Here is a 20,018-nt window from a genome sequence, read left to right as displayed (position 1 = left end):
TCGACTAATAGCAAAATGATTACTTCTCTATAACCGATTTATGTTGTCGGATATTTCTGAGGTGCGGACGTATTTTTAGGCCGCGTCACAGCTGTAAAAAGACCTTGAAACAGCCGGTCTGCGGCGGTTATGTCGTCTATTCTCTGTCTTTATTGCTCCCTGCGTTTAAGGTCTTGTCGGACAATATCCATGCCGATTCGGCATAGGGTAGGCGTTTACGGCATTAGACGGCTTCCCCTTGCATGGGAATAGTTGCGCCTTTTTTCGCCTGCCGAAGAGCCTAATCAGCTCGATTTTGGGCGACCTTCTACGGGGGAAAAGGTTTTGGAATAATGCGCTTTCCAGCGCTCTAGTCTGAGCCTTTTCCCGAGTCCACTTGAAGTAAGGGTAATGACATGAAGAAGGCAAAACTGAGCCTCGCCTGGCAGATCCTCATCGGTCTGGTACTGGGTATTGCAATCGGCGCGCTGCTTAACCATTTCAGTGCTGAAAAGGCCTGGTGGATCAGCAACGTCTTGCAACCCGCTGGCGATATCTTTATCCGTCTGATCAAGATGATCGTAATCCCAATCGTGATTTCTTCACTGGTTGTCGGGATTGCAGGCGTGGGGGATGCGAAGAAACTCGGTCGCATCGGGCTTAAAACCATCATTTACTTCGAGGTGGTGACCACCATCGCGATCGTGGTCGGTCTGGTACTGGCCAACGTGTTCCACCCGGGCGCCGGCATCGACATGAGCACCCTGGGCACGGTTGATATCTCCAAATATCAAGCGACGGCCGCAGAAGTTCAGCACGAACATGCGTTCATCGAAACCATCCTCAACCTGATCCCTTCGAACATTTTCGCGGCCATGGCGCGCGGTGAAATGCTGCCGATCATCTTCTTCTCGGTGCTGTTCGGTCTTGGTTTGTCGAGCTTGAACGCCGAGCTGCGCGACCCGCTGGTGAAAACCTTCCAGGGCGTGTCCGAGTCGATGTTCAAAGTGACTCACATGATCATGAACTACGCGCCAATCGGTGTGTTTGCGTTGATCGCTGTGACGGTTGCCAACTTCGGGTTTGCCTCGTTGCTGCCATTGGCCAAGCTGGTGGTGCTGGTTTACGGGGCCATCCTGTTCTTCGGCTTCGTGGTGCTGGGCCTGATCGCCAAGATGTTTGGTTTCTCGGTGATCAAGCTGATGCGCATCTTCAAGGATGAGCTGGTACTGGCTTACTCCACCGCCAGCTCGGAAACCGTGCTGCCGCGTGTAATTGAGAAGATGGAAGCCTACGGTTGCCCGAAAGCGATCTGCAGCTTCGTGGTACCGACGGGTTACTCGTTTAACCTCGACGGTTCGACCCTGTACCAGAGCATTGCGGCAATCTTCATTGCCCAGCTGTACGGCATTGATCTGTCGATCAGCCAGCAACTGCTGCTGGTACTGACCCTGATGGTTACCTCCAAAGGGATCGCCGGTGTACCGGGTGTGTCCTTCGTGGTGCTGCTGGCCACACTGGGCAGCGTGGGCATCCCGCTGGAAGGCCTGGCCTTCATCGCCGGTGTAGACCGCGTGATGGACATGGCGCGTACGGCTTTGAACGTGATTGGTAACGCCCTGGCGGTACTGGTGATTTCGCGTTGGGAAGGCATGTACGACGAGGCCAAGGGTCAGCGCTACTGGAACTCGCTGCCGCACTGGCGCAGCAAGGAAGCCCTGCCAAAAGGCGAATAATCGCCCCCGCGCACGCTTCACTCCCCAAACCCCGGACTTGTCCGGGGTTTGTTGTTTCTGGGGGTTGGCCGCTATCATTCGCCGCATCTTTAAGGAGTGTTTGTGATGCTTAACGGCCTATGGCTCAGCTTTTTCGTCGTCGCGACCGTGTCGGCACTCGCCCAATGGCTGGTAGGGGGCAATGCCGGGATTTTCGCGGCGATTGTCGAAAGCATTTTCGCCATGGCCAAGTTGTCGGTTGAGGTGATGATTCTGCTGTTCGGCACCCTGACGCTATGGCTGGGATTTCTGCGCATTGCTGAAAAGGCCGGGATCGTAGACTGGCTGGGCAGGGCGCTGGGGCCCTTGTTCAAGCGCCTGATGCCCGAGGTGCCGCCCGGCCACCCGGCGCTGGGGTTTATTACCCTGAACTTCGCCGCCAACGGACTGGGCCTGGACAATGCCGCTACGCCGATTGGTCTCAAAGCCATGCGCGCCCTCCAAGAACTCAACCCCAATCCGACCAGCGCCAGCAATGCGCAAATCCTGTTTCTGGTGCTCAATGCCTCATCGCTGACGCTTCTGCCCGTCACCATCTTCATGTACCGCGCGCAGCAGGGCGCTGCTGACCCGACGCTGGTGTTTCTGCCTATCTTGCTGGCAACCAGTGCTTCAACCCTCGTGGGGCTGCTCTCAGTGGCCTTCATGCAGCGTTTACGCCTGTGGGACCCGGTCGTGTTGGCGTATTTGCTGCCGGGGGCGCTGATTCTGGGTGGATTCATGGCCTTGTTGGCGGGGTTGTCAGCCACCGCGCTGGCCAGTTTGTCGTCCATTCTCGGCAACCTGACCCTGTTCGGGCTGATCATGATTTTTCTGGTGATCGGCGCGCTCCGTAAGGTCAAGGTGTATGAGGCCTTTGTCGAAGGCGCCAAAGAAGGCTTCGACGTGGCCAAAAACCTGCTTCCCTACTTGGTGGCCATGTTGTGCGCAGTAGGCGTGCTGCGGGCTTCTGGGGCTTTGGATTTCGGCCTGGACGGCATCCGCCATGCGGTTGAATGGCTGGGTTGGGACACCCGTTTTGTCGATGCTCTGCCGACTGCGATGGTCAAGCCATTCTCGGGCAGTGCGGCACGGGCACTGTTGATCGAAACCATGCAAAACCAGGGGGTCGACAGCTTCCCGGCGCTGGTGGCGGCCACTGTGCAGGGCAGTACCGAAACGACGTTCTATGTGCTGGCGGTGTACTTCGGCGCTGTCGGTATCCAGCGTGCCCGTCACGCGGTGGGTTGCGCGCTGTTGGCAGAGTTCTCGGGCGTATTGGCCGCAATTGGCGTGTGCTACTGGTTCTTCGGTTAACGCCCAAGAGCTTTCGCAGCCTTGTCCCTGAATGTCCATCCAGGGGCGCGGCTGCGTTGTTTGCTAAGGGGTGATGGCGCGCTGCGCCTGGCCCTGTTGCATCACCCATTGCACCACTTGAGGCATCAGCGCATCGGTCGCTTGACCAAAGCCTGCCACCACGCTTGGCACCATGGGGTTGTTGAGCGGCTGGCGCGTTTCAAAACGCCGAGACGCAATCACCCGCTGGTCACTCGCGCGCACCAGTCGAGCGTTGTACTGAATCACCACTTCCGGGCTTTTGCCGTTGTAGTGGGTCTGGAACGCTAATAGCTCGCCGCCCAGTTCGTAGTCCGCCTGCAAATTGCTGTCGTCAGTGCTCAAGCCCTGAATCCGCCCATCCTGCAAAAACGCGTCCAGCAGGCGATTGCGTAACAGCACCGGGGCCGGGTCACTCCAGCGCGCACCCTTATAGTTGCTGATCAGGTTGCCTTGCGGCACCACGGCAATGTTCTGGCTGTTCAACGCATTACTGGCCATCGGCTTGTCGAGTCGCAACGACCATTTCACTGGCGCGCTGCGGCTGGCTGCAATCGGCGTTTGGGCATACGGCAGCCAGTACACATCAACCGGTTCGGGTTTGGGCAGAATCGAGCAAGCGCTGAGCAGGCTCAGGCTCGCGGCCAAGACAATTGAACCTGCCAGGCGATACGTACGATTCATGGCGTGAATTCCTTGTTCTGTTCGCGGCCCAGCAAGTAACCGCTTGGATTGGCTTCCAGGCGCCGCGAGATAGCGCGCAGCGTACTCAGGGTTTCGCGCAGCTCATTAACGGCCGGGCCCAGTTGATTGAGCCCTTGCATGCCGTTGTTCAGTGACTCTTCGTTATTACTGAGCAAGGTGTTGATGGTGGCGGCACTGTGCTCCAGAGACTGCATCGCTTGCTCGGCGCTGCCGAACATCTGCTTGCCCTGAGTGCTCAGCAGGCCATTGGCGTTGCGCATCAGCGCCGTGGTTTGCTCCAGGGTGATGCTCGCCTGTTTGCCGACCTGCGCCAGTTGTTTCAACGTCTGGGAAATATCGCCGCGCTGGCCGGCAATGGCGTTGGTGGTTTGTTCAAGGTTGTTCAGGGTCTTGCCCACGCGGTCGACGTTTTCATGGGAGAACAGGCGATTGGCGTTGTGCAGCAGCATGTTCACGTTGGCCATGACGTCAGAACCGTCGGTCAGCAGGCGCGCAATGGGCGAGGGCGAGGCCACGATTTCAGGCAGTTTGCCGTCTTTGCCTTTGAGCGGCGGGCTGTTGGGGTCTCCGCCGCTGAGCTGAATGATCGACGTCCCTGTCACGCCCGTCAGCGCCAGCTTGGCCTTGGTGTCGACTTTGACCGGCGTATTGGCTGCGAGGCGGATACGCGCCAGCACGCGGCGCGGGTCCTTGTCGTCAAGGCGCAACTCGATCACGTCCCCGACTTTGATCCCGTTGTATTGCACCGAGCTGCCCTTGGACAAACCACTGACAGCCTCGTTGAATACCACTTCGTAGTCTTTAAAGGTGCTGTCCATACTGGCCTTGGCCAGCCACAAGCCAAATAGCATGGCGCCGACGATAACCAGCACAGTGAACAAGCCAATCAATACATGATGGGCGCGGGTTTCCATGTCATTGCTCCTTACGCTGGATTGCCGCTTCATACGCGGCGCGGCCACGAGGGCCATGGAAATACTCATGAATCCACGGGTCGTCGTAATCTTCGACCTGCTTGATCGGTTCGGCTACCAACACGCGTTTTTGTGACAGCACTGCCACCCGGTCGGTAATGGTATAGAGCGTGTCGAGGTCGTGCGTGACAAGGAACACACCCAGGCCCAGCGCATCACGCAGGGTCAGGATCAACTGGTCAAACGCCGCTGCGCCAATCGGGTCTAGCCCGGCGGTGGGCTCGTCGAGAAACAGAATATCCGGGTCCAGCGCCAGTGCGCGGGCCAGTGCAGCACGCTTGACCATCCCGCCCGACAGCGACGACGGGTATTTGTCGGCCGAAGACAACGGCAGCCCGGCCAGGGCCAGTTTCACCAGCGCCAGGTGCTCGGCGTCCGGGCGGCTAAGGCCTGCGTGTTCGATCAGTGGCAGGGCGATGTTCTCGGTGACGGTCAGTGACGAAAACAGCGCGCCTTGCTGAAACAGCACACCGAACCTTCGTTCAACCTGCGAGCGTTTTTCTTCGGGCAAGCTCATCAAGTCTTCACCGAATACCCGCACTTCGCCTTCATTGGGGCGACGCAGGCCGACAATGCTGCGCAACAGCACGGATTTACCCGTGCCGGAGCCGCCCACCACACCCAATATCTCGCCCTTGTACACATCCAGGTCGAGGTGCTCGTGCACAGTCTGGCTGCCAAAGCGATTGCACAGGCCGCGCACTTCAATCACCGCCTCGCGGTTTTTTTGCACAGAAGCACTCACCAGCCCATCTCCATGAAGAACAACGCCGCCACGGCATCCAGCACGATCACGATAAAGATCGATTGCACCACGCTGGAGGTCGTGTGTTCGCCCACCGATTCAGCACTGCCCGCGACCTTGAACCCTTCCAGGCAGCCGACCGCGGCGATCAGGAAGGCGAAGAAGGGCGCTTTGACCATGCCCACCAGAAAGTGCTGCACACCGATGTCCGAGTGCAGCAGTGAGATGAACATGTCGGGCGAAATACCCAGCGATACGATGCACACCACGGCGCCACCCAGAATCCCCGCCATCATTGCCAAAAAGGTGAGCAGCGGCAGCGCGATCAGCAGCGCCAGGACACGTGGCAGCACCAGCAAATCCATGGGGTCGAGGCCCAGCGTGCGAATGGCATCGATCTCTTCGTTGGCTTTCATCGAGCCGATTTGTGCCGTGAACGCACTCGCGGTGCGACCTGCGAGCAGGATGGCAGTCAGCAACACGCCAAATTCTCGCAAGAACGAAAACGCCACCAGGTCGACGGTGAAAATGCCTGCGCCGAAGTTGGCCAGCACCGTCGCGCCAAGGAACGCCACCACCGCGCCAACCATAAAGGTCAGCAGCACCACAATCGGGGCCGCGTTCAGGCCGATTTGTTCGATATGCGCCACCACCGGGGTGATGCGCCATTGTTTGGGTCGAAACAGGTTGCGGGCCAGGGTTTGCAGGATCAGGCCGATGAAACCCAGCAGTTTCAGCGAGTCTTGCCACAGCTTGTCGACCGCGCAGCCAATGCGGCTGAGCACCTGAATGCCGGTGTTCTGCTCTGGTGGCTTGGCTGGCACGCAAAAGTCGCGCATTGAGGAATAGACCGTTTGCAACAGGGCGCGGTCGGCGGCGGGGAGTTTGGAGGTCGCGTCGGCCAGTTGGCTGACGCGTTCGGCGCCCAGCAGTTCGACCAGCAGCGAAGCGCCTGCCGTGTCGAGGCGGCTGACATCATCCAGGTCCACGCGGGTGCTGTCGTCGTACTTGCCCGCCAACTGCTCGGTCAGTTGCTTGAGGCGTGCGTAATTGGCCAGCGTCCAGTCGCCACTGATGTGGAGTCGGGCCGGTGTGCTCGAAGTGTCTAATTGGGCGTCGCCAGCCTTAGCAGTAATAATCGTCGGCTCCAAGCTCGTTTCGCGAATACGTAGACCATAGGTAATAGCACAATACGGTCAGTTTGCCTGACTGGACGCTGAAGGTGATTGATCTGCGTCGATAACCCGGAAGCGCAACACGCCAATCATCTGCCCGTCTTCCGTCAACACCCGTACTTGCCAGCGGCCTACAGGGTTGGGCGGGAAGTTCTGTTTGTGGGTCCAGGCGCGATAACCTTCCTTGCGCCCGCCTTTGATATCCAGCGCGATGCGGTCTACTTCCCGACCATTGAGCTTCCACACGTGATAGATACGCTCGTTCAAACCCCGTGGCGCATTGATCGCGGTGTAGGCATACAACCCCTGCGCCCGCAGTGCGTTGACGTCAATGCGCTTGAGGCTCTCGCCCGGCGTGCGGTCCTGCAATTGCGTGGTAACCGCCACTTCCGTCATCCACAGCGTGGCGGGCGGCACCCATGAGCGCAGCAGCCAGCCTGTGCCGCCAAGAGCAATCACCATCAACGGCAGCAACAGCCAGCCGCGCAGGGTCTTGAGCGGCAAACTCACGGCCAGACTGGGGATGGACAGCACCACAGCGGCGCCCAATGCCAGCATGTAGCTTTGCGAGGTGGTGAGGTTGAGGATGATCGGCAGTGCGGTCAGCAGCGCCGCGAATAGCGCCAGCGTGTGTACCGCCAGAAACAGCCAGCGCTTGGGGGCTAGCCATTTGTAATAGAGCGGGTCGGTAATGGTCACCAGCGCGGTGGCGCCGAGCAGCCCGGTGAAGACCATCTGGCCGCTGTTCCAGGTGGTGGTGATAAAGAAAAACGGTAAGACGAAAAACAGGCTTTCCTGATGGATCATCTGCGTGGCGTAACGCAGCAGCGGCGGAGGGATTTCGCGCTTGAACACGCGCATGAACAGCTGCGTGAAGGTGTTTTCCAGCATCAGCCAGACCCAGCTCACCAGCAAAATCACAGCGATCCAGCGGGCCATGCCTTGCTGACGATCAACCAGAATGAAACTGCCCACTCCCGAACAGAAGCCGAACAGCGCAATCAGCCCCGGATAGCGCTTCATTAATTCAATGACGCGCTGTAAGTAATGGTTCCAGTTTGGCATGCGGCGGGTTCACATTCTGTATAGGAAAAATCCTCGACAGAATAGCGGTTTGCTGGAATCGACGTTTGAGAGTTTGAGAGTTTGAGAGTTTGAGAGTTTGAGAGTTTGAGAGTGACAGTCAGCCCTCTCCCAAAGGGAGGGGCTGGAGAGAGGGATTTAACGGTGGGTTTAACACACGCAGCTTTCGAAGGGTCTGACCCCGCTCAGTTCCAGAACAATCTCATCCCCGACCGTCAACGGACCTACACCTGCCGGCGTGCCGGTCATGACCACGTCGCCTGCTTGCAGTGAGAAGCAGGACGCGATGTGCTGAATCATCGGCACGATTGGATTGAGCATCAGGGCACTGTTGCCGTCCTGGCGAACGTCGCCATTGATGGTCAAACGAATTCCAATGTTCTTCAGGTCCGGGAAGGTGCAGCTCGCCACGAACGGTGCCAACACGCAGGCGCCGTCAAACGATTTGGCGATTTCCCAGGGCAGGCCTTTGCTTTTCAGCTCGGCCTGTTTGTCGCGCAGGGTCAGGTCCAGGCCCGGAGCAAACCCGGAGATGGCGTCCAGCACCTCTTCGGTGCTCGGGTTGTTGGACAGCGGCTTGCCGATCAGCACAGCGATTTCGGCCTCGTAATGCACGGAACCGCGCTCGGTCGGGATGGTAAAACCGCCTTCCAGCGGCACTACGCAACTGCCGGGTTTAATGAACAACAAAGGCTCAGTCGGGATCGGGTTATCCAACTCTTTGGCGTGCTCGGCATAGTTACGCCCGATGCACACCACTTTGCCGATTGGAAAGTGAATCTTCGTACCGTCGACATACTGGTGCTGATAGCTCATTGACCGACTCCGCTGGTGGGTTCGCTTAACGCGTCGCTGCCGACGTTGCCCTGGAGACCGAGTGCACGCGTGCTCCAGGGAAACGGGTTGTTCAACCACTCTTGGGCAGCGACTACCGCTGTTGTGCCGCTGATTAAATCGCGAAAATTTTGCCCGGGTTCATGATGCCGTTCGGGTCAAATGCAGCCTTGATGGCTTTCATGTACTCGATCTCGACCGGTGATCGGCTGTACGTCAAGTAATCACGCTTGGTCATGCCCACGCCGTGCTCGGCCGAAATCGAACCGTTGTACTTCTCGACCGTTTCAAACACCCACTTGTTGACGGTCGCGCATTTGGCAAAAAAGTCGTCTTTGCTCAGGTTTTCAGGCTTAAGGATGTTCAGGTGCAGGTTGCCGTCACCGATGTGACCAAACCAGACAATTTCGAAATCCGGGTAGTGTTCACCGACGATCGCATCAATCTCTTTCAAAAACGCAGGCACTTTCGAAACGGTGACCGAGATGTCGTTTTTGTACGGCGTCCAGTGGGAAATGGTTTCGGAGATGTACTCGCGCAGTTTCCACAGGTTTTGCAATTGGGTTTCGCTCTGGCTCATCACGCCGTCCAGCACCCAGCCTTGTTCCATGCAGTGCTCGAAGGTTTCCAGAGCCGCGTTGGCCACTTCCTCGGTGGTCGCTTCGAATTCCAGCAGCGCGTAGAACGGACAGTCGGTGTCAAACGCCGCAGGCACATCGCCACGCGCCATGACTTTGGCCAGCGCCTTGTCGGAGAAGAATTCGAATGCCGTCAGATCCAGTTTGTTCTGGAAGGCATGCAGGACCGGCATAATCGAGTCGAAGTCAGCCGTGCCGAGCACCATGGCCGTCAGGTTCTTGGGCGCACGGTCCAGGCGCATTGTGGCTTCAACGACAAAGCCCAGCGTGCCTTCAGCGCCGATGAACAGCTGGCGCATGTCATAACCCGTGGCGTTTTTGATCAGGTCTTTGTTCAGTTCGAGTACGTCACCCTTGCCGGTGACCACTTTCATGCCCGCGACCCAGTTGCGGGTCATGCCATAGCGAATCACTTTGATCCCGCCGGCATTGGTGCCGATATTGCCGCCAATCTGGCTGGAACCTGCCGAGGCGAAGTCCACCGGGTAATACAGGCCGTGTTCTTGCGCGAGGTTCTGCAGATGCTCGGTGACCACGCCCGGCTGGCACACCACCGTGCGGTCAGTCAGGTTGATGTCCAGCACCTGGTTCATATAGTCGAATGACACCACCACTTCGCCGTTGGCCGCCACGGCTGCCGCCGACAAACCGGTACGACCGCCCGAGGGTACCAGCGCGACATGGTGAGCGTTGGCCCACAGCACAATGGCCTGTACCTGTTCGGTTGTTTTCGGGAACACGATGGCGAGCGGCGCAGGGGCGAAATGCTTGGTCCAGTCCTTGCCATAAGCATTGAGGGAATCGGCGTCGGTGAGAACCTTGCCAGGCTCTACCAGGGTCTTTAGCTCATCAATCAAGGCAGGATGGGTCATCAACAGAACTCTCGAACAATTCATGGTCATCCTGAGAACGCTTCACGTCGCAGGAATGGGTGTTTAGCGGGGCGCTTATGCTAGCATACGGCCCCCCCGTAGAATCGAGCCGTAGGACGATTCTCGGTGCCGGTCTTCACGCCGGCCAGGTCAGCTCAGGCTGTCCACTTCCCTGCCATTTTTCTCTGGGACACAGGTTTACGCAGATGAGCAAGACTTCTCTCGATAAGAGCAAGATCAAGTTCCTTCTTCTGGAAGGCGTCCACCAATCCGCTGTTGATGTTCTCAAGTCCGCCGGGTACACCAGCATTGAGTACATCACCAGTTCCTTGCCTGAAGATCAGTTGAAGGAAAAGATCGCTGATGCCCATTTCATCGGCATCCGTTCTCGCACTCAACTGACCGAAGAAGTGTTCGATTGCGCCAAGAAGTTGGTGGCTGTTGGCTGTTTCTGCATCGGTACCAACCAGGTCGACCTCAACGCTGCTCGCGAACGCGGTATCGCTGTTTTCAACGCCCCTTACTCCAACACCCGTTCGGTGGCCGAGTTGGTGTTGGCAGAAGCGATCCTGTTGCTGCGTGGCATCCCTGAGAAAAACGCCTCTTGCCATCGCGGTGGCTGGATCAAAAGCGCTGCCAACTCCTTCGAAATCCGTGGCAAAAAGCTGGGTATCGTCGGTTATGGTTCGATCGGTACTCAGCTGTCGGTACTGGCTGAAGGCCTGGGCATGCAGGTGTTCTTCTACGACACCGTGACCAAGCTGCCGTTGGGTAACGCCACGCAAGTGGGCAACCTGCACGAACTGCTGGGCATGTCCGACATCGTGACCCTGCACGTGCCTGAAACCGCTGCCACTCAGTGGATGATCGGTGAGAAAGAAATCCGCGCCATCAAAAAGGGCGGCATTCTGATCAACGCCGCACGTGGCACCGTGGTAGAGCTGGACGCGCTGGCTGACGCGATCAAGGACAAGCACCTGATCGGCGCCGCCATCGACGTGTTCCCGGTCGAGCCGCGCTCCAATGACGAAGAGTTCGAAAGTCCGCTGCGTGGCCTGGACAACGTGATCCTGACCCCGCACATCGGCGGTTCTACCGCTGAAGCCCAAGCCAACATCGGTCTGGAAGTGGCAGAGAAGCTGGTCAAGTACAGCGACAACGGTACGTCGGTGTCCTCCGTCAACTTCCCTGAAGTGGCATTGCCGGCTCACCCTGGCAAGCACCGTTTGCTGCACATCCACCAGAACATTCCGGGTGTGATGAGCGAGATCAACAAGGTCTTCGCAGAAAACGGCATCAACATTTCCGGCCAGTTCCTGCAAACCAACGAGAAAGTTGGCTATGTGGTGATCGACGTCGACGCCGAGTCCTCGGACCTGGCGCAAGAGAAGCTGCAAAGCATCAACGGCACCATCCGTTGCCGCGTACTGTTCTAAGTCGCGCACCACAAAAAAAGGAGACCCTCGGGTCTCCTTTTTTGTGCGTCGAAGAAATTACTTCACGTTGACCGTAATCTTCTTCGAAACGATGACGGGTTCAAACGTCATGTGGTTCTTGTCTGCCAACTCCAGTTGCAAGGTGTGCTTGCCGGGCGCCAACGTGACTTCAGCTTCGGTTTGCGCCTTGCCGAAATGCACGTGGTTGGCATCTGCCGGGATCACTTGGCCCGCGGCAATTGGCTGGTCAACGTCGATCAACAGGTGGTGATGGCCCGTGTTCGGTGTCTGGTCGCCCGCAGGTGCCAGCTTGATACCTTCAACGCCGAATTTGACCGTGAAGGTTTTATCCACAGTGGCGCCGTCAGCCGGGGAAAGGATGGCGACTTTTGCGCCTTCAGGCGCCGGAGTAGCCGCCATGGCGATCACCGAAGCGCCCATCAGGACTGAAGCCAGTGCAACGCGAGACAATAGATTTTTCATTTTTTTCTCCGTTTTTCACAAAATTCATAGGGTTAAGACAACTTCCAGTCGGTACGCTGTCCAACCCGCAGTTGACCAACATAAAGCAAAGCGAACCTTTATTGCGAATCGCTTGCATCCCGTTCAAAGGAGTGACCATGCGCCTTCTGTCAGGCCTGATGCTGTTATTGCCACTGATGAGCCCTTTGGCTCACGCCGAATTGATTGATGACGTGAACGATCGGGGCGAGTTGCGCATTGCCCTCGATGCTGCTTCGCCACCCTGGAGCTTCAAGCAGGACGGCCAGTTGACCGGTTTCGACGTCGAGCTGGGCGAGCTGTTGGCCAACGAGCTTGAGGTGCATGCCTCACTCCTGGTTACGGATCGCAACGAGTTGCTGTCGGGGGTCGAAAGCGGGAAATACGATGTTGCAATCAATCACATCGCTTTGACTCCAGAACTGCAGAATCGGTTCGATTTCAGTCAGCCCTACGACAATCTGCGTACACCTGTGACAGGCGTAGCGCAGGCGTCTTCATTTGTCGAACCGGCGAATCAGGCTCGCACCCCGACAGAAATCAAACTGGCGATCCCGTTTCAGAAAGGCAACCCGGCTTTTCAGAAGAGCCTCAATAACGCGTTGCAACGCATCCGGGACGACGGCCGATTGGCCGCTCTGGCGCAGAAATGGCAGGTGGTCGAGAAATAAGCGCCCCCCGGCTGCTCCTCAGCAGCCGAGGCGTCAGCCCCCTCACGGGTGTGTGGATGAGTCGCGCATGCTTTTCACATCAGACGCGTTGACGTCCGACCCTTTATTGCCCCAGCTGGTGCGAATGAAATTGACCACATCGGCCACTTCCTGATCCGACAAGCGCCAGTCAAAAGCGGGCATGGTGAAGGTCGACGGCGCGGTGTGTGTTGCCGGCAGTGTTCCGCCCTTGAGCACGATATGAATCAACGAGGTCGGGTCTTCGGACTGCAACACCGGGTTGCCTGCCAGCGCCGGGAACACGCGGGTATAGCCATGGCCGTCGGTGCGGTGGCACGCAGCGCAGTTGTCGATGTAAACCGCTGCACCGCGCTTGCTGTCGTCGCCGTTCCATAGCGCATCGGCCACGGCCGGATCGTACTGATGGGGTTTGTCGGCTGAATTCACCGCAGGCAACGACTTCAAATAACGTGCGATTGCTGTCAGGTCGGCATCAGACATGTACTGCATGCTGTGGACGATCACGTCACTCATTCCCCCAAACACCGCGCTGCGATCACTGCGCCCGGTCTTCAGGAACTGCACCAGCTGCGTTTCGTCCCAACTGCCCAGGCCGTCCTTGTGGTCCCCGCGCAGGTTTTTGGCGATCCAGCCTTCCAGTGGCGCACTGCCCGAGAGAAAGGCGCTGCCGTCCGTCGCGCTCAAGGCTTTTTCCTGCATGGTCAGGGCTCGCGGGGTATGGCAGGCGCCGCAGTGGCCCAAACCTTCGACCAGATACGCGCCGCGGCTGACCACTGGGTCCTGGCCCGCAACCGGGGTGAAATCCGCAACCGCGGGTGCAAACGTCCAGCGCCACATGGCCAGCGGCCAGCGCATGCTCATGGGCCACGGAATATCCGCCGCCTTGTTCGCTTGCTCGACGGGCTTCACGCCTTTCATGAAGTAGGCGTACAGCGCTTGCATATCGGCCTGATTCACCCGGGCATAGGACGGGTAGGGCATCGCCGGGTACAGGGTGCTGCCATTTCGGGCGATGCCGTGACGCACGGCGTTGTCGAAGTCTGCAAAACTGTAATCGCCGATGCCGCTTTTGGCAGGCGTGATGTTGGTTGAGTAAAGGGTGCCAATCGGGGTTTCCATCGGCAGGCCACCCGCAAACGGCTTGCCGTCCTTGGCGGTATGGCAGGCCACGCAATCCCCGGCGCGCGCCAGATACTCGCCCTGCTGGATCAATGCGCGCGGATCTGCCCCGTCGGCCATGGCCGAGACGCTGCCCAACAGTGTAAAGGTCGCGATAACAAGTGCTTTCATGGTCATCGCTCCTTATGCCTGAACCAACGGGCCGGGGTTTTTCAGGTACTGCTCGCGGATGGCCCGCGCCGACCAGTAGGTCAGTGCCGCAACCAGCCCTGTCGGGTTGTAGCCCAAGCCTTGCGGGAAGGCAGACGCACCCGGCACGAATACGTTATGCACGTCCCAGCTCTGCAAATAGCGGTTCAGCGCACTGGTTTTCGGGTCGGTGCCCATGATCGCGCCGCCGTTAAGGTGGGTGGTTTGATAGGACGCAGTGTTGAAGTGGTCACCGACTTTTTTGCCCAGCAGGGCGATGGCTTTCGGGTTCATTGCCTGAGCGATCTTGCCCATTTTTTCCATCATGAAACGGTTCATTTTGATGTCGTTTTCTTGCCAGTCGAACGTCATACGCAGCAATGGCTGGCCATAGGCATCGCGGTAAACCGGGTCGAGATCCAAGTAGTTTCCACGGTAAGACTGATGTGCACCGTGAGCATCCATGGACACTTGGTGGGTGTAGTAATCGGCGGTGGCTTTCTTCCACGCGCTGCCCCACGCGGGAGTGCCCGGCGGGTTGGACGTACCGGCAATCGGACGGCTCCCGGCCTGGTTGACCCACATGGGTGAGCCGCCGACAAAGCCGTGCGGCCCGTGATCGAAGTTGTCGGCATTGAAGTCATCGATCGCCACGCCATTGCCGCCTGCGCCGATGAAGTTGTTGGTGTGCACGTCTTTATCGAAGTAGGCCTTGATCGTGCCCATGTTCTGGTAGGCAAAGTTTCGGCCGACAACGCCTTCGTTGGTGATCGGGTCGTAGGGTTTGCCAATGCCCGAGAGCAGCATCAAACGCACGTTGTGGAACTGGAACGCGCCCAGAATCACCAGGTCGGCGGGCTGCTCTATTTCGCGGCCCAGTGCGTCGATGTAGGTAACGCCTGTGGCTTTGGTTTTGTCGCTGTCGAGGTTGACGCGAATCACGTGAGCGTTGGGGCGCAGCTCAAAGTTGGGCACTTGCTTGAGCGCAGGCAAGATGTTCACGTTGGGCGAGGCTTTGGAATACATGTAGCAGACATAGCCGCTGCAAAAACCGCAGAAGTTGCACGGGCCCATTTGCGCCCCATAGGGGTTGGTGTAGGGCCCGGAGGTATTGGCAGAGGGCAGGTTGTAGGGTTTGTAGCCAACGTCATTGGCAGCTTTCTGAAACAGCTGTGCAGATACGGTGTTTTTCTGTGATTCCAGCGGGAAATGGTTTGAGCGATCTGGCGCATAGGGGTTGCCGCCTTTGCCTTCGCCCACCAACTGCCCGTTGACGGTCCAAGCTTGGCCTGACGTGCCGAAGACTTTCTCGGCGTAGTCGAAAAACGGCTCCAGTTCTTCGTAACTTACGCCGAAGTCCTGAATGGTCATGTCCTTGGGGATGAAGTGTTTACCGTAGCGCTCTTCGTAATGGCTGCGCATGCGCAATTCGATCGGGTCGACACGGAAATGCACGCCCGACCAGTGCAAGCCAGCACCGCCCACACCGTTGCCGGGCAGGAAAGCACCCAACTGGCGGTTTGGCAACGCCACATCGTTTACGCTGTGGCGAATGGTGACGGTTTCTTTTGACACATCCTGGAAGAGCTTTTTACGCACGCTGTAGGTCAGTTCGTCGATAACCTGCGGGTAGTTACCGTCCGGGTACGTGTCCTGCATCGGGCCGCGTTCGAGGGCGACAACGTTCAGGCCCGCTTCGGTCAGCTCTTTGGCCATGATCGCGCCCGTCCAGCCGAACCCAACGATCACGGCATCCACTTTTTTCATAACGGTCATGTTCAGGCCCTCTCGCCGCGGATGGATACAGCCGGGAAGGGGTACTGCTCATTGCGTTCTACCCAGTCCATGAAGTCGGCGCGGGCGCCGGGGAAGCCAATCAGCGTCCAGCCGACCATGCCTTTGTTGCCACCGTGAATCGGGTCGCAGAAGAACCCTTCCTTGGTGTTTTGCAGCAGAAAACTGAAGAATATTTTTGCCGGCACGCTTTCGAATTGGGGCGACCCTGCCTCCAGTTGCTTGAGCACGTCATCTCGGGTAGCGCTGTCTAGCCCAGCAAATACTGAGCCGTAGTGCTTTTTGCAGTGCTCATCCGTAGCGGCAATGCCCAGGCGATAAATCTGCTTGGGGACCAATTTGCTCTGCCAACCCATTTCGGCCGGTGCGTCAGCATTGAACGGGCCTTGCATGAACCACAGCGCGCCGCTGGCGTAAGGCGTGTTCATCTGGCGGTCGATGTATTCCGGAACACCTGCTTCCAACGCGCCGGGGCCTTGTTCGTCTGCTGGAATCAGGCGCGCTACGGCGGCATTCACAAATGCCCATTCTTCAGCGGTGAAGTAGGTAGGTTCATACGCATTGCCAGCAGCAGGCGCGGGCGATTGCCCTTCGTTGGCCACGGCTTTGGCATCGACGCTGGCCGAGGCCATCAGCACCGAGCCGCCGAGGCCGGTACTGGCGACAGTCACCACAGGAATCAGGGTCAGGGTTTTGCGCAGAAACTCACGCCGCGGGTTGTCTTGTTCAGACATCAGGCACCTCATCAGGCATTCACGGATTACAGCTGCTCATGGGCAGCTTTTCGTTTTGGCAGGCGGCGCGGGTCGAGCTCGACCGGGAAAAAACAACGCGCAGGCAAACATTGGTTACAAATACTAACAGGCCAATCGCCTGGGTGAATCGATTCATGCGTAATTTTGCCGCACCCCGGCCTAAATAATGCAGCCCCTTTCCTGGCATCACGATTTTTTGACAAGCGCCTCACAGAGTTTTGATTCAGGTTCATCCACCCTCGCCGCACTTTCTCTGATCCTTATAAAAACGGTTGAACTGATATGGCGAACTCCCGGATGTTTCCCGCGCTGTGCCTGGCATTCCTGACGCTGGCCGCTTTGCCACAGGCGCGGGCGGAAGAAAGTCCTGTATCCCGTTCTGTGCAATGGGCCCAGCCTGTCGCCACGCAGTACAACCTGTATCAAATGTCGCCCACGCTCTATCGCAGCGCTTTGCCGGACAGCAATGCGCAGCCGCTGCTGGAAAAATTGCAGATTGCGACGGTGATCAACTTCCTGCCCGAGTCCGATAGCACGTGGCTGAAAACCCCCGGTGTCACTCAGGTGCAGTTGCCGTATCGCACCAATCATGTAGACGACCAGGACGTGCTGGCTGCGTTGCGCGCCATTCAGACAGCACAGGCAAAGGGGCCGGTGTTGATGCATTGCAAGCATGGCGCCGACCGTACCGGGCTGATGTCCGCCATGTATCGCGTGGTGGTGCAGGACTGGAGCAAAGAAGACGCCCTGAAAGAAATGACCCAGGGCGGGTTTGGCGAAAACGCGCATTACAAGGATGGCGCCAAGTACATGATGAAGGCTGACATCCCTGCGCTGCGTGCTGCCTTGAGCAGTGGCGCGTGCAGCACCAGCGCGTTTGCCTCCTGTGTGGTCATGAACTGGTTGAAACCGGGTAAGGCTTAACCGTCTGCGAGCTGCTGGCGCAAGGCGGCCTTGCGCTCGGGCAGAGGTAGCGTAGCGAGGGTTTCCACAGCGGCATAAAACGTTTGCCAGTCATTGCCGCTTTGCTTGAACAGCGCCGCGAACGCTGGCACCCATTGATCGTATAGCCCGAATGGCAGCAGTTTGGCGTTGTTCATGGGGCTGTTGATCCACGGATCAAAACGTGTGTTCCCTGCCCATTGCTGATCGCGCATTTGACGGTATTGCACGCGCATCTGTTCAAACGTCGCGGCCTTGCGCTGGCGCATGCGTTCGGCCGGTAACGATTGCGCATACAGCGTTTCTAACCCTTGGCGCGTTTGCAGAATCAGGCCGATAAATTGATCGCGTTGCAGCAACGCGCGCGGATCCGGGGCCGGTAAACCTTGGTAAGCGCGCCACTGACGCGTGCCTTCCTGTTCAACGAAGTTGGCGAAGGATTCGTTGAATTCCGTGTCGTCCTTTACATACACACGCTGGTGAGCCAATTCATGAAAAATCACGCTGGCGAGCCGTTCGTCACCCCAGGTCAGCATGGTGTTGAGGATCGGGTCGTCGAACCAGCCCAAGGTTGAATAGGCTTCAACACCACTGACAAACACGTCTCGTCCTTGCTGGCGCTGCAGGGCAGCCTCACCCCGCGCGCCCCCCACAGAGTAGTAACCGCGGTAGGCAACGCACCCGGCAATCGGGAAACAATGGGTGATGGGTTTGAGTGAAAATTCTGGCGTAGCAAACACATTCCATACCACGTACGGCCGTTTGAGGTCAGCGTACAGGCGATAGCTTGCGTTGTCGGGCAAAAGCAACTGCTTGCTGGCGAACGTGCGTGCTGCCTGGGCGTTGCGCAGTTGCTTGCGCAGGGCAGCCGGACGCTGGGGGTCTGCAATGACGTGCTCCACTGGCTCGCGGGCTTTCAACAGGTGCAACTGGCCGCTGGCCAGTTGTGAGTAATAGTTCACGCTTGAACAGCCGTTGAGCAGGGTCATTGCAGCAACTAGCAGCAAACATCGAGCGCTTGGCGTCATTGGTCAGTCCAGTCAAAGAGTGCGGCAAGCCTAGCTGTTGAAAGGGGCGGCGCGCCACAGCTGACAGCAACGGCGCTATGCTGGCACTTAAGACGAGTGGAGGAATAAGCATGCGGACGTTTTTAGGGCTAGCACTCACGTGTGTGCTGAGTGCGTGTGCCAGCACGCCTTTACCTGAGCACAATCGGGCTCTGGCGTGGGTTGATCTTGAAACCCAAACGGGCAAGCTGGTGATGGCGGAGCGACTGGACAATCAGCGCGTGGCCGATGGCCGCTATTTTCAGGTGTCCCCGGGCAGCCACGAACTCATGGTGCGCTTCGATTACGAGGTCTTTATCGGGGGCATGAGTCAGTTCAGTAACCCGCAGGAACGGTTGTGTTACCTGACGCTCAATTACACCGATTTCCAGCCGGGGCAGCGCTACCGGTTGCAGGCACGCTCCCTGGGGTTTAACGCCTATGCCCGGCTCTATAACGCCGAGGGCAAGGTGTTGGCCGAGGAGCGGCTGGTCAACTGTATTCCGTAGCGATCAGTTGTCGTTCTTCTGGTAGATGATCTTTTTCGTACCGTTTTCGCAGGTGCCCACCACCATGTTTTGGTCTTGAACTTCGTCGTTGGTCACGATTTCCAGGGTGTAGGACGACACGTTATTAGCCTGAATCTTGGCCTCAATTTCAGCCTTGAGTTCATCACACGGCTTGGGTGCGGCCAACGCGGTGGTGGCCATGGCGCAGCAGATAACAGCTAGAGCGAAACGTTTCATGGTGAGACTCCCTTGATTGCAATGCGCAAAGTCATGCATTGACGCACGCGGAGATGATTCGATCACATCGGGCGTCACTCGGGACTGATCCAGGGCACATAGACGGGCATTGTTGAGGTCGCCTCTGCCTGCTCAACAGTGAGCGGGCAGAGATACCGTGCCGCGTCTGGTCAGCTCAACAACGTGGCGTCGAGGGTGATGTTGGCATTGAGAACCTTCGAGACCGGGCAGCCTTCTTTGGCCTTGGTGGTCAATTCATCGAATTGCTCCTGGGTGGCGCCCGGCACTTTAGCCTTGAGCACCAGGTGCACGGCGGTGATCGCAAAACCGTCGTCTTGTTTGTCCAGCGTGACTTCTGCGGTGGTATCGATGCTGTCGGCCTTGAGCCCTGCATCACCGAGAATCATCGACAGGGCCATCGAGAAGCAACCCGCGTGGGCCGCACCGATCAACTCTTCGGGGTTGGTACCTTTGCCGCCTTCAAAGCGTGCCTTGAAGCCGTAAGGTGCTTCACGCAGTACGCCGGTTTCAGTGGAGATGGAGCCGATGCCGGTTTTAAGATCGCCTGCCCAATGAGCCGATGCTGTCTTTTTAATACTCATGCGTGCCTCCTGAAGAACGGCGTGAAGGTTTCACGCCTGGTGTGAAGTTGTGAGGGTAGTCGGCGCACTAAAGTTCATCCTGTCAGACCAATCGTCTTTTTT

At 57.9% G+C, this 20,018-nt stretch carries 20 protein-coding genes; 6 read left to right on the top strand and 14 right to left on the bottom strand.

The annotated features are described in order from the left end of the window. Positions 1-395: 395 nt before the first annotated feature. Both gltP and HBN68_RS01690 read left to right on the top strand, forming a co-directional pair. Positions 396-1,715 (top strand): glutamate/aspartate:proton symporter GltP, encoded by a 1,320-nt coding sequence (gene gltP, locus HBN68_RS01695; protein ID WP_094991759.1) that lies wholly within the window; start codon positions 396-398, stop codon positions 1,713-1,715. A 105-nt stretch (positions 1,716-1,820) separates the two neighbouring features. Beyond that, entirely contained in the window at positions 1,821-3,050 is a 1,230-nt protein-coding gene (locus HBN68_RS01690; RefSeq protein ID WP_094991758.1) for a nucleoside recognition domain-containing protein, read from the top strand. Positions 3,051-3,113: 63 nt separating this feature from the next. On the opposite strand, the gene HBN68_RS01685 is transcribed toward HBN68_RS01690, so the two are convergent. The 7 genes from HBN68_RS01685 to HBN68_RS01655 all read right to left on the bottom strand — a co-directional run bounded on the left by HBN68_RS01685 (position 3,114) and on the right by HBN68_RS01655 (position 10,094). Then, entirely contained in the window at positions 3,114-3,752 is a 639-nt protein-coding gene (locus HBN68_RS01685; protein WP_094991757.1) for an ABC-type transport auxiliary lipoprotein family protein, read from the bottom strand. Then, positions 3,749-4,687 carry an MlaD family protein gene (locus HBN68_RS01680; protein ID WP_094991756.1) on the bottom strand — a complete coding sequence of 313 codons (939 nt, stop codon included), beginning with the start codon at positions 4,685-4,687 and terminating at the stop codon, positions 3,749-3,751. The genes HBN68_RS01685 and HBN68_RS01680 overlap by 4 nt, the downstream gene beginning before the upstream one ends. A gap of 1 nt (position 4,688) precedes the next feature. Further along, positions 4,689-5,480 (bottom strand): ABC transporter ATP-binding protein, encoded by a 792-nt coding sequence (locus HBN68_RS01675; RefSeq protein ID WP_169962553.1) that lies wholly within the window; start codon positions 5,478-5,480, stop codon positions 4,689-4,691. 8 nt (positions 5,481-5,488) lie between these two features. Next, entirely contained in the window at positions 5,489-6,631 is a 1,143-nt protein-coding gene (locus HBN68_RS01670; protein WP_094991885.1) for an MlaE family lipid ABC transporter permease subunit, read from the bottom strand. A 57-nt stretch (positions 6,632-6,688) separates the two neighbouring features. Next, positions 6,689-7,732, bottom strand: coding sequence for a DUF5924 family protein (locus tag HBN68_RS01665; protein ID WP_169962325.1), 1,044 nt, complete (start codon positions 7,730-7,732; stop codon positions 6,689-6,691). Between the two features lie 168 nt (positions 7,733-7,900). Beyond that, complete coding sequence (locus HBN68_RS01660) at positions 7,901-8,566, bottom strand: fumarylacetoacetate hydrolase family protein (RefSeq protein ID WP_169962323.1); 666 nt, start codon at positions 8,564-8,566, stop codon at positions 7,901-7,903. 133 nt (positions 8,567-8,699) lie between these two features. After that, positions 8,700-10,094 (bottom strand): FAD-binding oxidoreductase, encoded by a 1,395-nt coding sequence (locus tag HBN68_RS01655; RefSeq protein WP_094991752.1) that lies wholly within the window; start codon positions 10,092-10,094, stop codon positions 8,700-8,702. 206 nt (positions 10,095-10,300) lie between these two features. On the opposite strand from HBN68_RS01655, the gene serA reads away from it, so the two are divergent. After that, positions 10,301-11,530 carry a phosphoglycerate dehydrogenase gene (gene serA, locus HBN68_RS01650; RefSeq protein WP_094991751.1) on the top strand — a complete coding sequence of 410 codons (1,230 nt, stop codon included), beginning with the start codon at positions 10,301-10,303 and terminating at the stop codon, positions 11,528-11,530. Between the two features lie 57 nt (positions 11,531-11,587). Here serA and HBN68_RS01645 read toward each other — a convergent pair whose 3' ends face one another. Beyond that, the gene (locus HBN68_RS01645) at positions 11,588-12,013 is read right to left on the bottom strand and encodes a DUF4399 domain-containing protein (RefSeq protein WP_094991750.1); all 426 of its coding nucleotides are present in this window, start codon (positions 12,011-12,013) and stop codon (positions 11,588-11,590) included. A gap of 137 nt (positions 12,014-12,150) precedes the next feature. On the opposite strand from HBN68_RS01645, the gene HBN68_RS01640 reads away from it, so the two are divergent. Beyond that, positions 12,151-12,702, top strand: coding sequence for a transporter substrate-binding domain-containing protein (locus HBN68_RS01640; protein ID WP_169962321.1), 552 nt, complete (start codon positions 12,151-12,153; stop codon positions 12,700-12,702). 42 nt (positions 12,703-12,744) lie between these two features. Here HBN68_RS01640 and HBN68_RS01635 read toward each other — a convergent pair whose 3' ends face one another. The 3 genes from HBN68_RS01635 to HBN68_RS01625 are packed head-to-tail and all read right to left on the bottom strand — an operon-like array spanning position 12,745 to position 16,559. Further along, positions 12,745-14,013, bottom strand: coding sequence for a cytochrome c (locus HBN68_RS01635; RefSeq protein ID WP_169962319.1), 1,269 nt, complete (start codon positions 14,011-14,013; stop codon positions 12,745-12,747). A 12-nt stretch (positions 14,014-14,025) separates the two neighbouring features. Beyond that, a complete protein-coding gene (locus tag HBN68_RS01630) occupies positions 14,026-15,807 on the bottom strand; it encodes a GMC family oxidoreductase (protein ID WP_169962317.1) in 1,782 nt (593 codons plus the stop codon). Positions 15,808-15,809: 2 nt separating this feature from the next. After that, positions 15,810-16,559 carry a gluconate 2-dehydrogenase subunit 3 family protein gene (locus HBN68_RS01625; protein ID WP_094991747.1) on the bottom strand — a complete coding sequence of 250 codons (750 nt, stop codon included), beginning with the start codon at positions 16,557-16,559 and terminating at the stop codon, positions 15,810-15,812. A gap of 303 nt (positions 16,560-16,862) precedes the next feature. Between HBN68_RS01625 and HBN68_RS01620 the strand changes: the two genes are divergently transcribed. After that, complete coding sequence (locus tag HBN68_RS01620; RefSeq protein ID WP_094991746.1) at positions 16,863-17,504, top strand: dual specificity protein phosphatase family protein; 642 nt, start codon at positions 16,863-16,865, stop codon at positions 17,502-17,504. On the opposite strand, the gene HBN68_RS01615 is transcribed toward HBN68_RS01620, so the two are convergent. After that, a complete protein-coding gene (locus HBN68_RS01615; protein WP_169962315.1) occupies positions 17,501-18,550 on the bottom strand; it encodes an aminopeptidase in 1,050 nt (349 codons plus the stop codon). The genes HBN68_RS01620 and HBN68_RS01615 overlap by 4 nt on opposite strands. A 110-nt stretch (positions 18,551-18,660) precedes the next feature. On the opposite strand from HBN68_RS01615, the gene HBN68_RS01610 reads away from it, so the two are divergent. Further along, positions 18,661-19,077: a hypothetical protein gene (locus HBN68_RS01610; RefSeq protein ID WP_094991744.1), complete on the top strand. Its 417-nt coding sequence runs from the start codon at positions 18,661-18,663 to the stop codon at positions 19,075-19,077. 3 nt (positions 19,078-19,080) lie between these two features. Here HBN68_RS01610 and HBN68_RS01605 read toward each other — a convergent pair whose 3' ends face one another. Continuing rightward, positions 19,081-19,314: a DUF1161 domain-containing protein gene (locus HBN68_RS01605; protein ID WP_094991743.1), complete on the bottom strand. Its 234-nt coding sequence runs from the start codon at positions 19,312-19,314 to the stop codon at positions 19,081-19,083. Positions 19,315-19,484: 170 nt separating this feature from the next. Then, entirely contained in the window at positions 19,485-19,916 is a 432-nt protein-coding gene (locus HBN68_RS01600; RefSeq protein WP_094991742.1) for an OsmC family protein, read from the bottom strand. Between the last annotated feature and the right edge of the window lie 102 nt (positions 19,917-20,018).

The organism is Pseudomonas sp. WS 5078 (assembly GCF_012985745.1).
Classification (GTDB): domain Bacteria; phylum Pseudomonadota; class Gammaproteobacteria; order Pseudomonadales; family Pseudomonadaceae; genus Aquipseudomonas; species Aquipseudomonas lundensis_A.
This window is presented reverse-complemented; position numbering and strand designations above follow the sequence as displayed.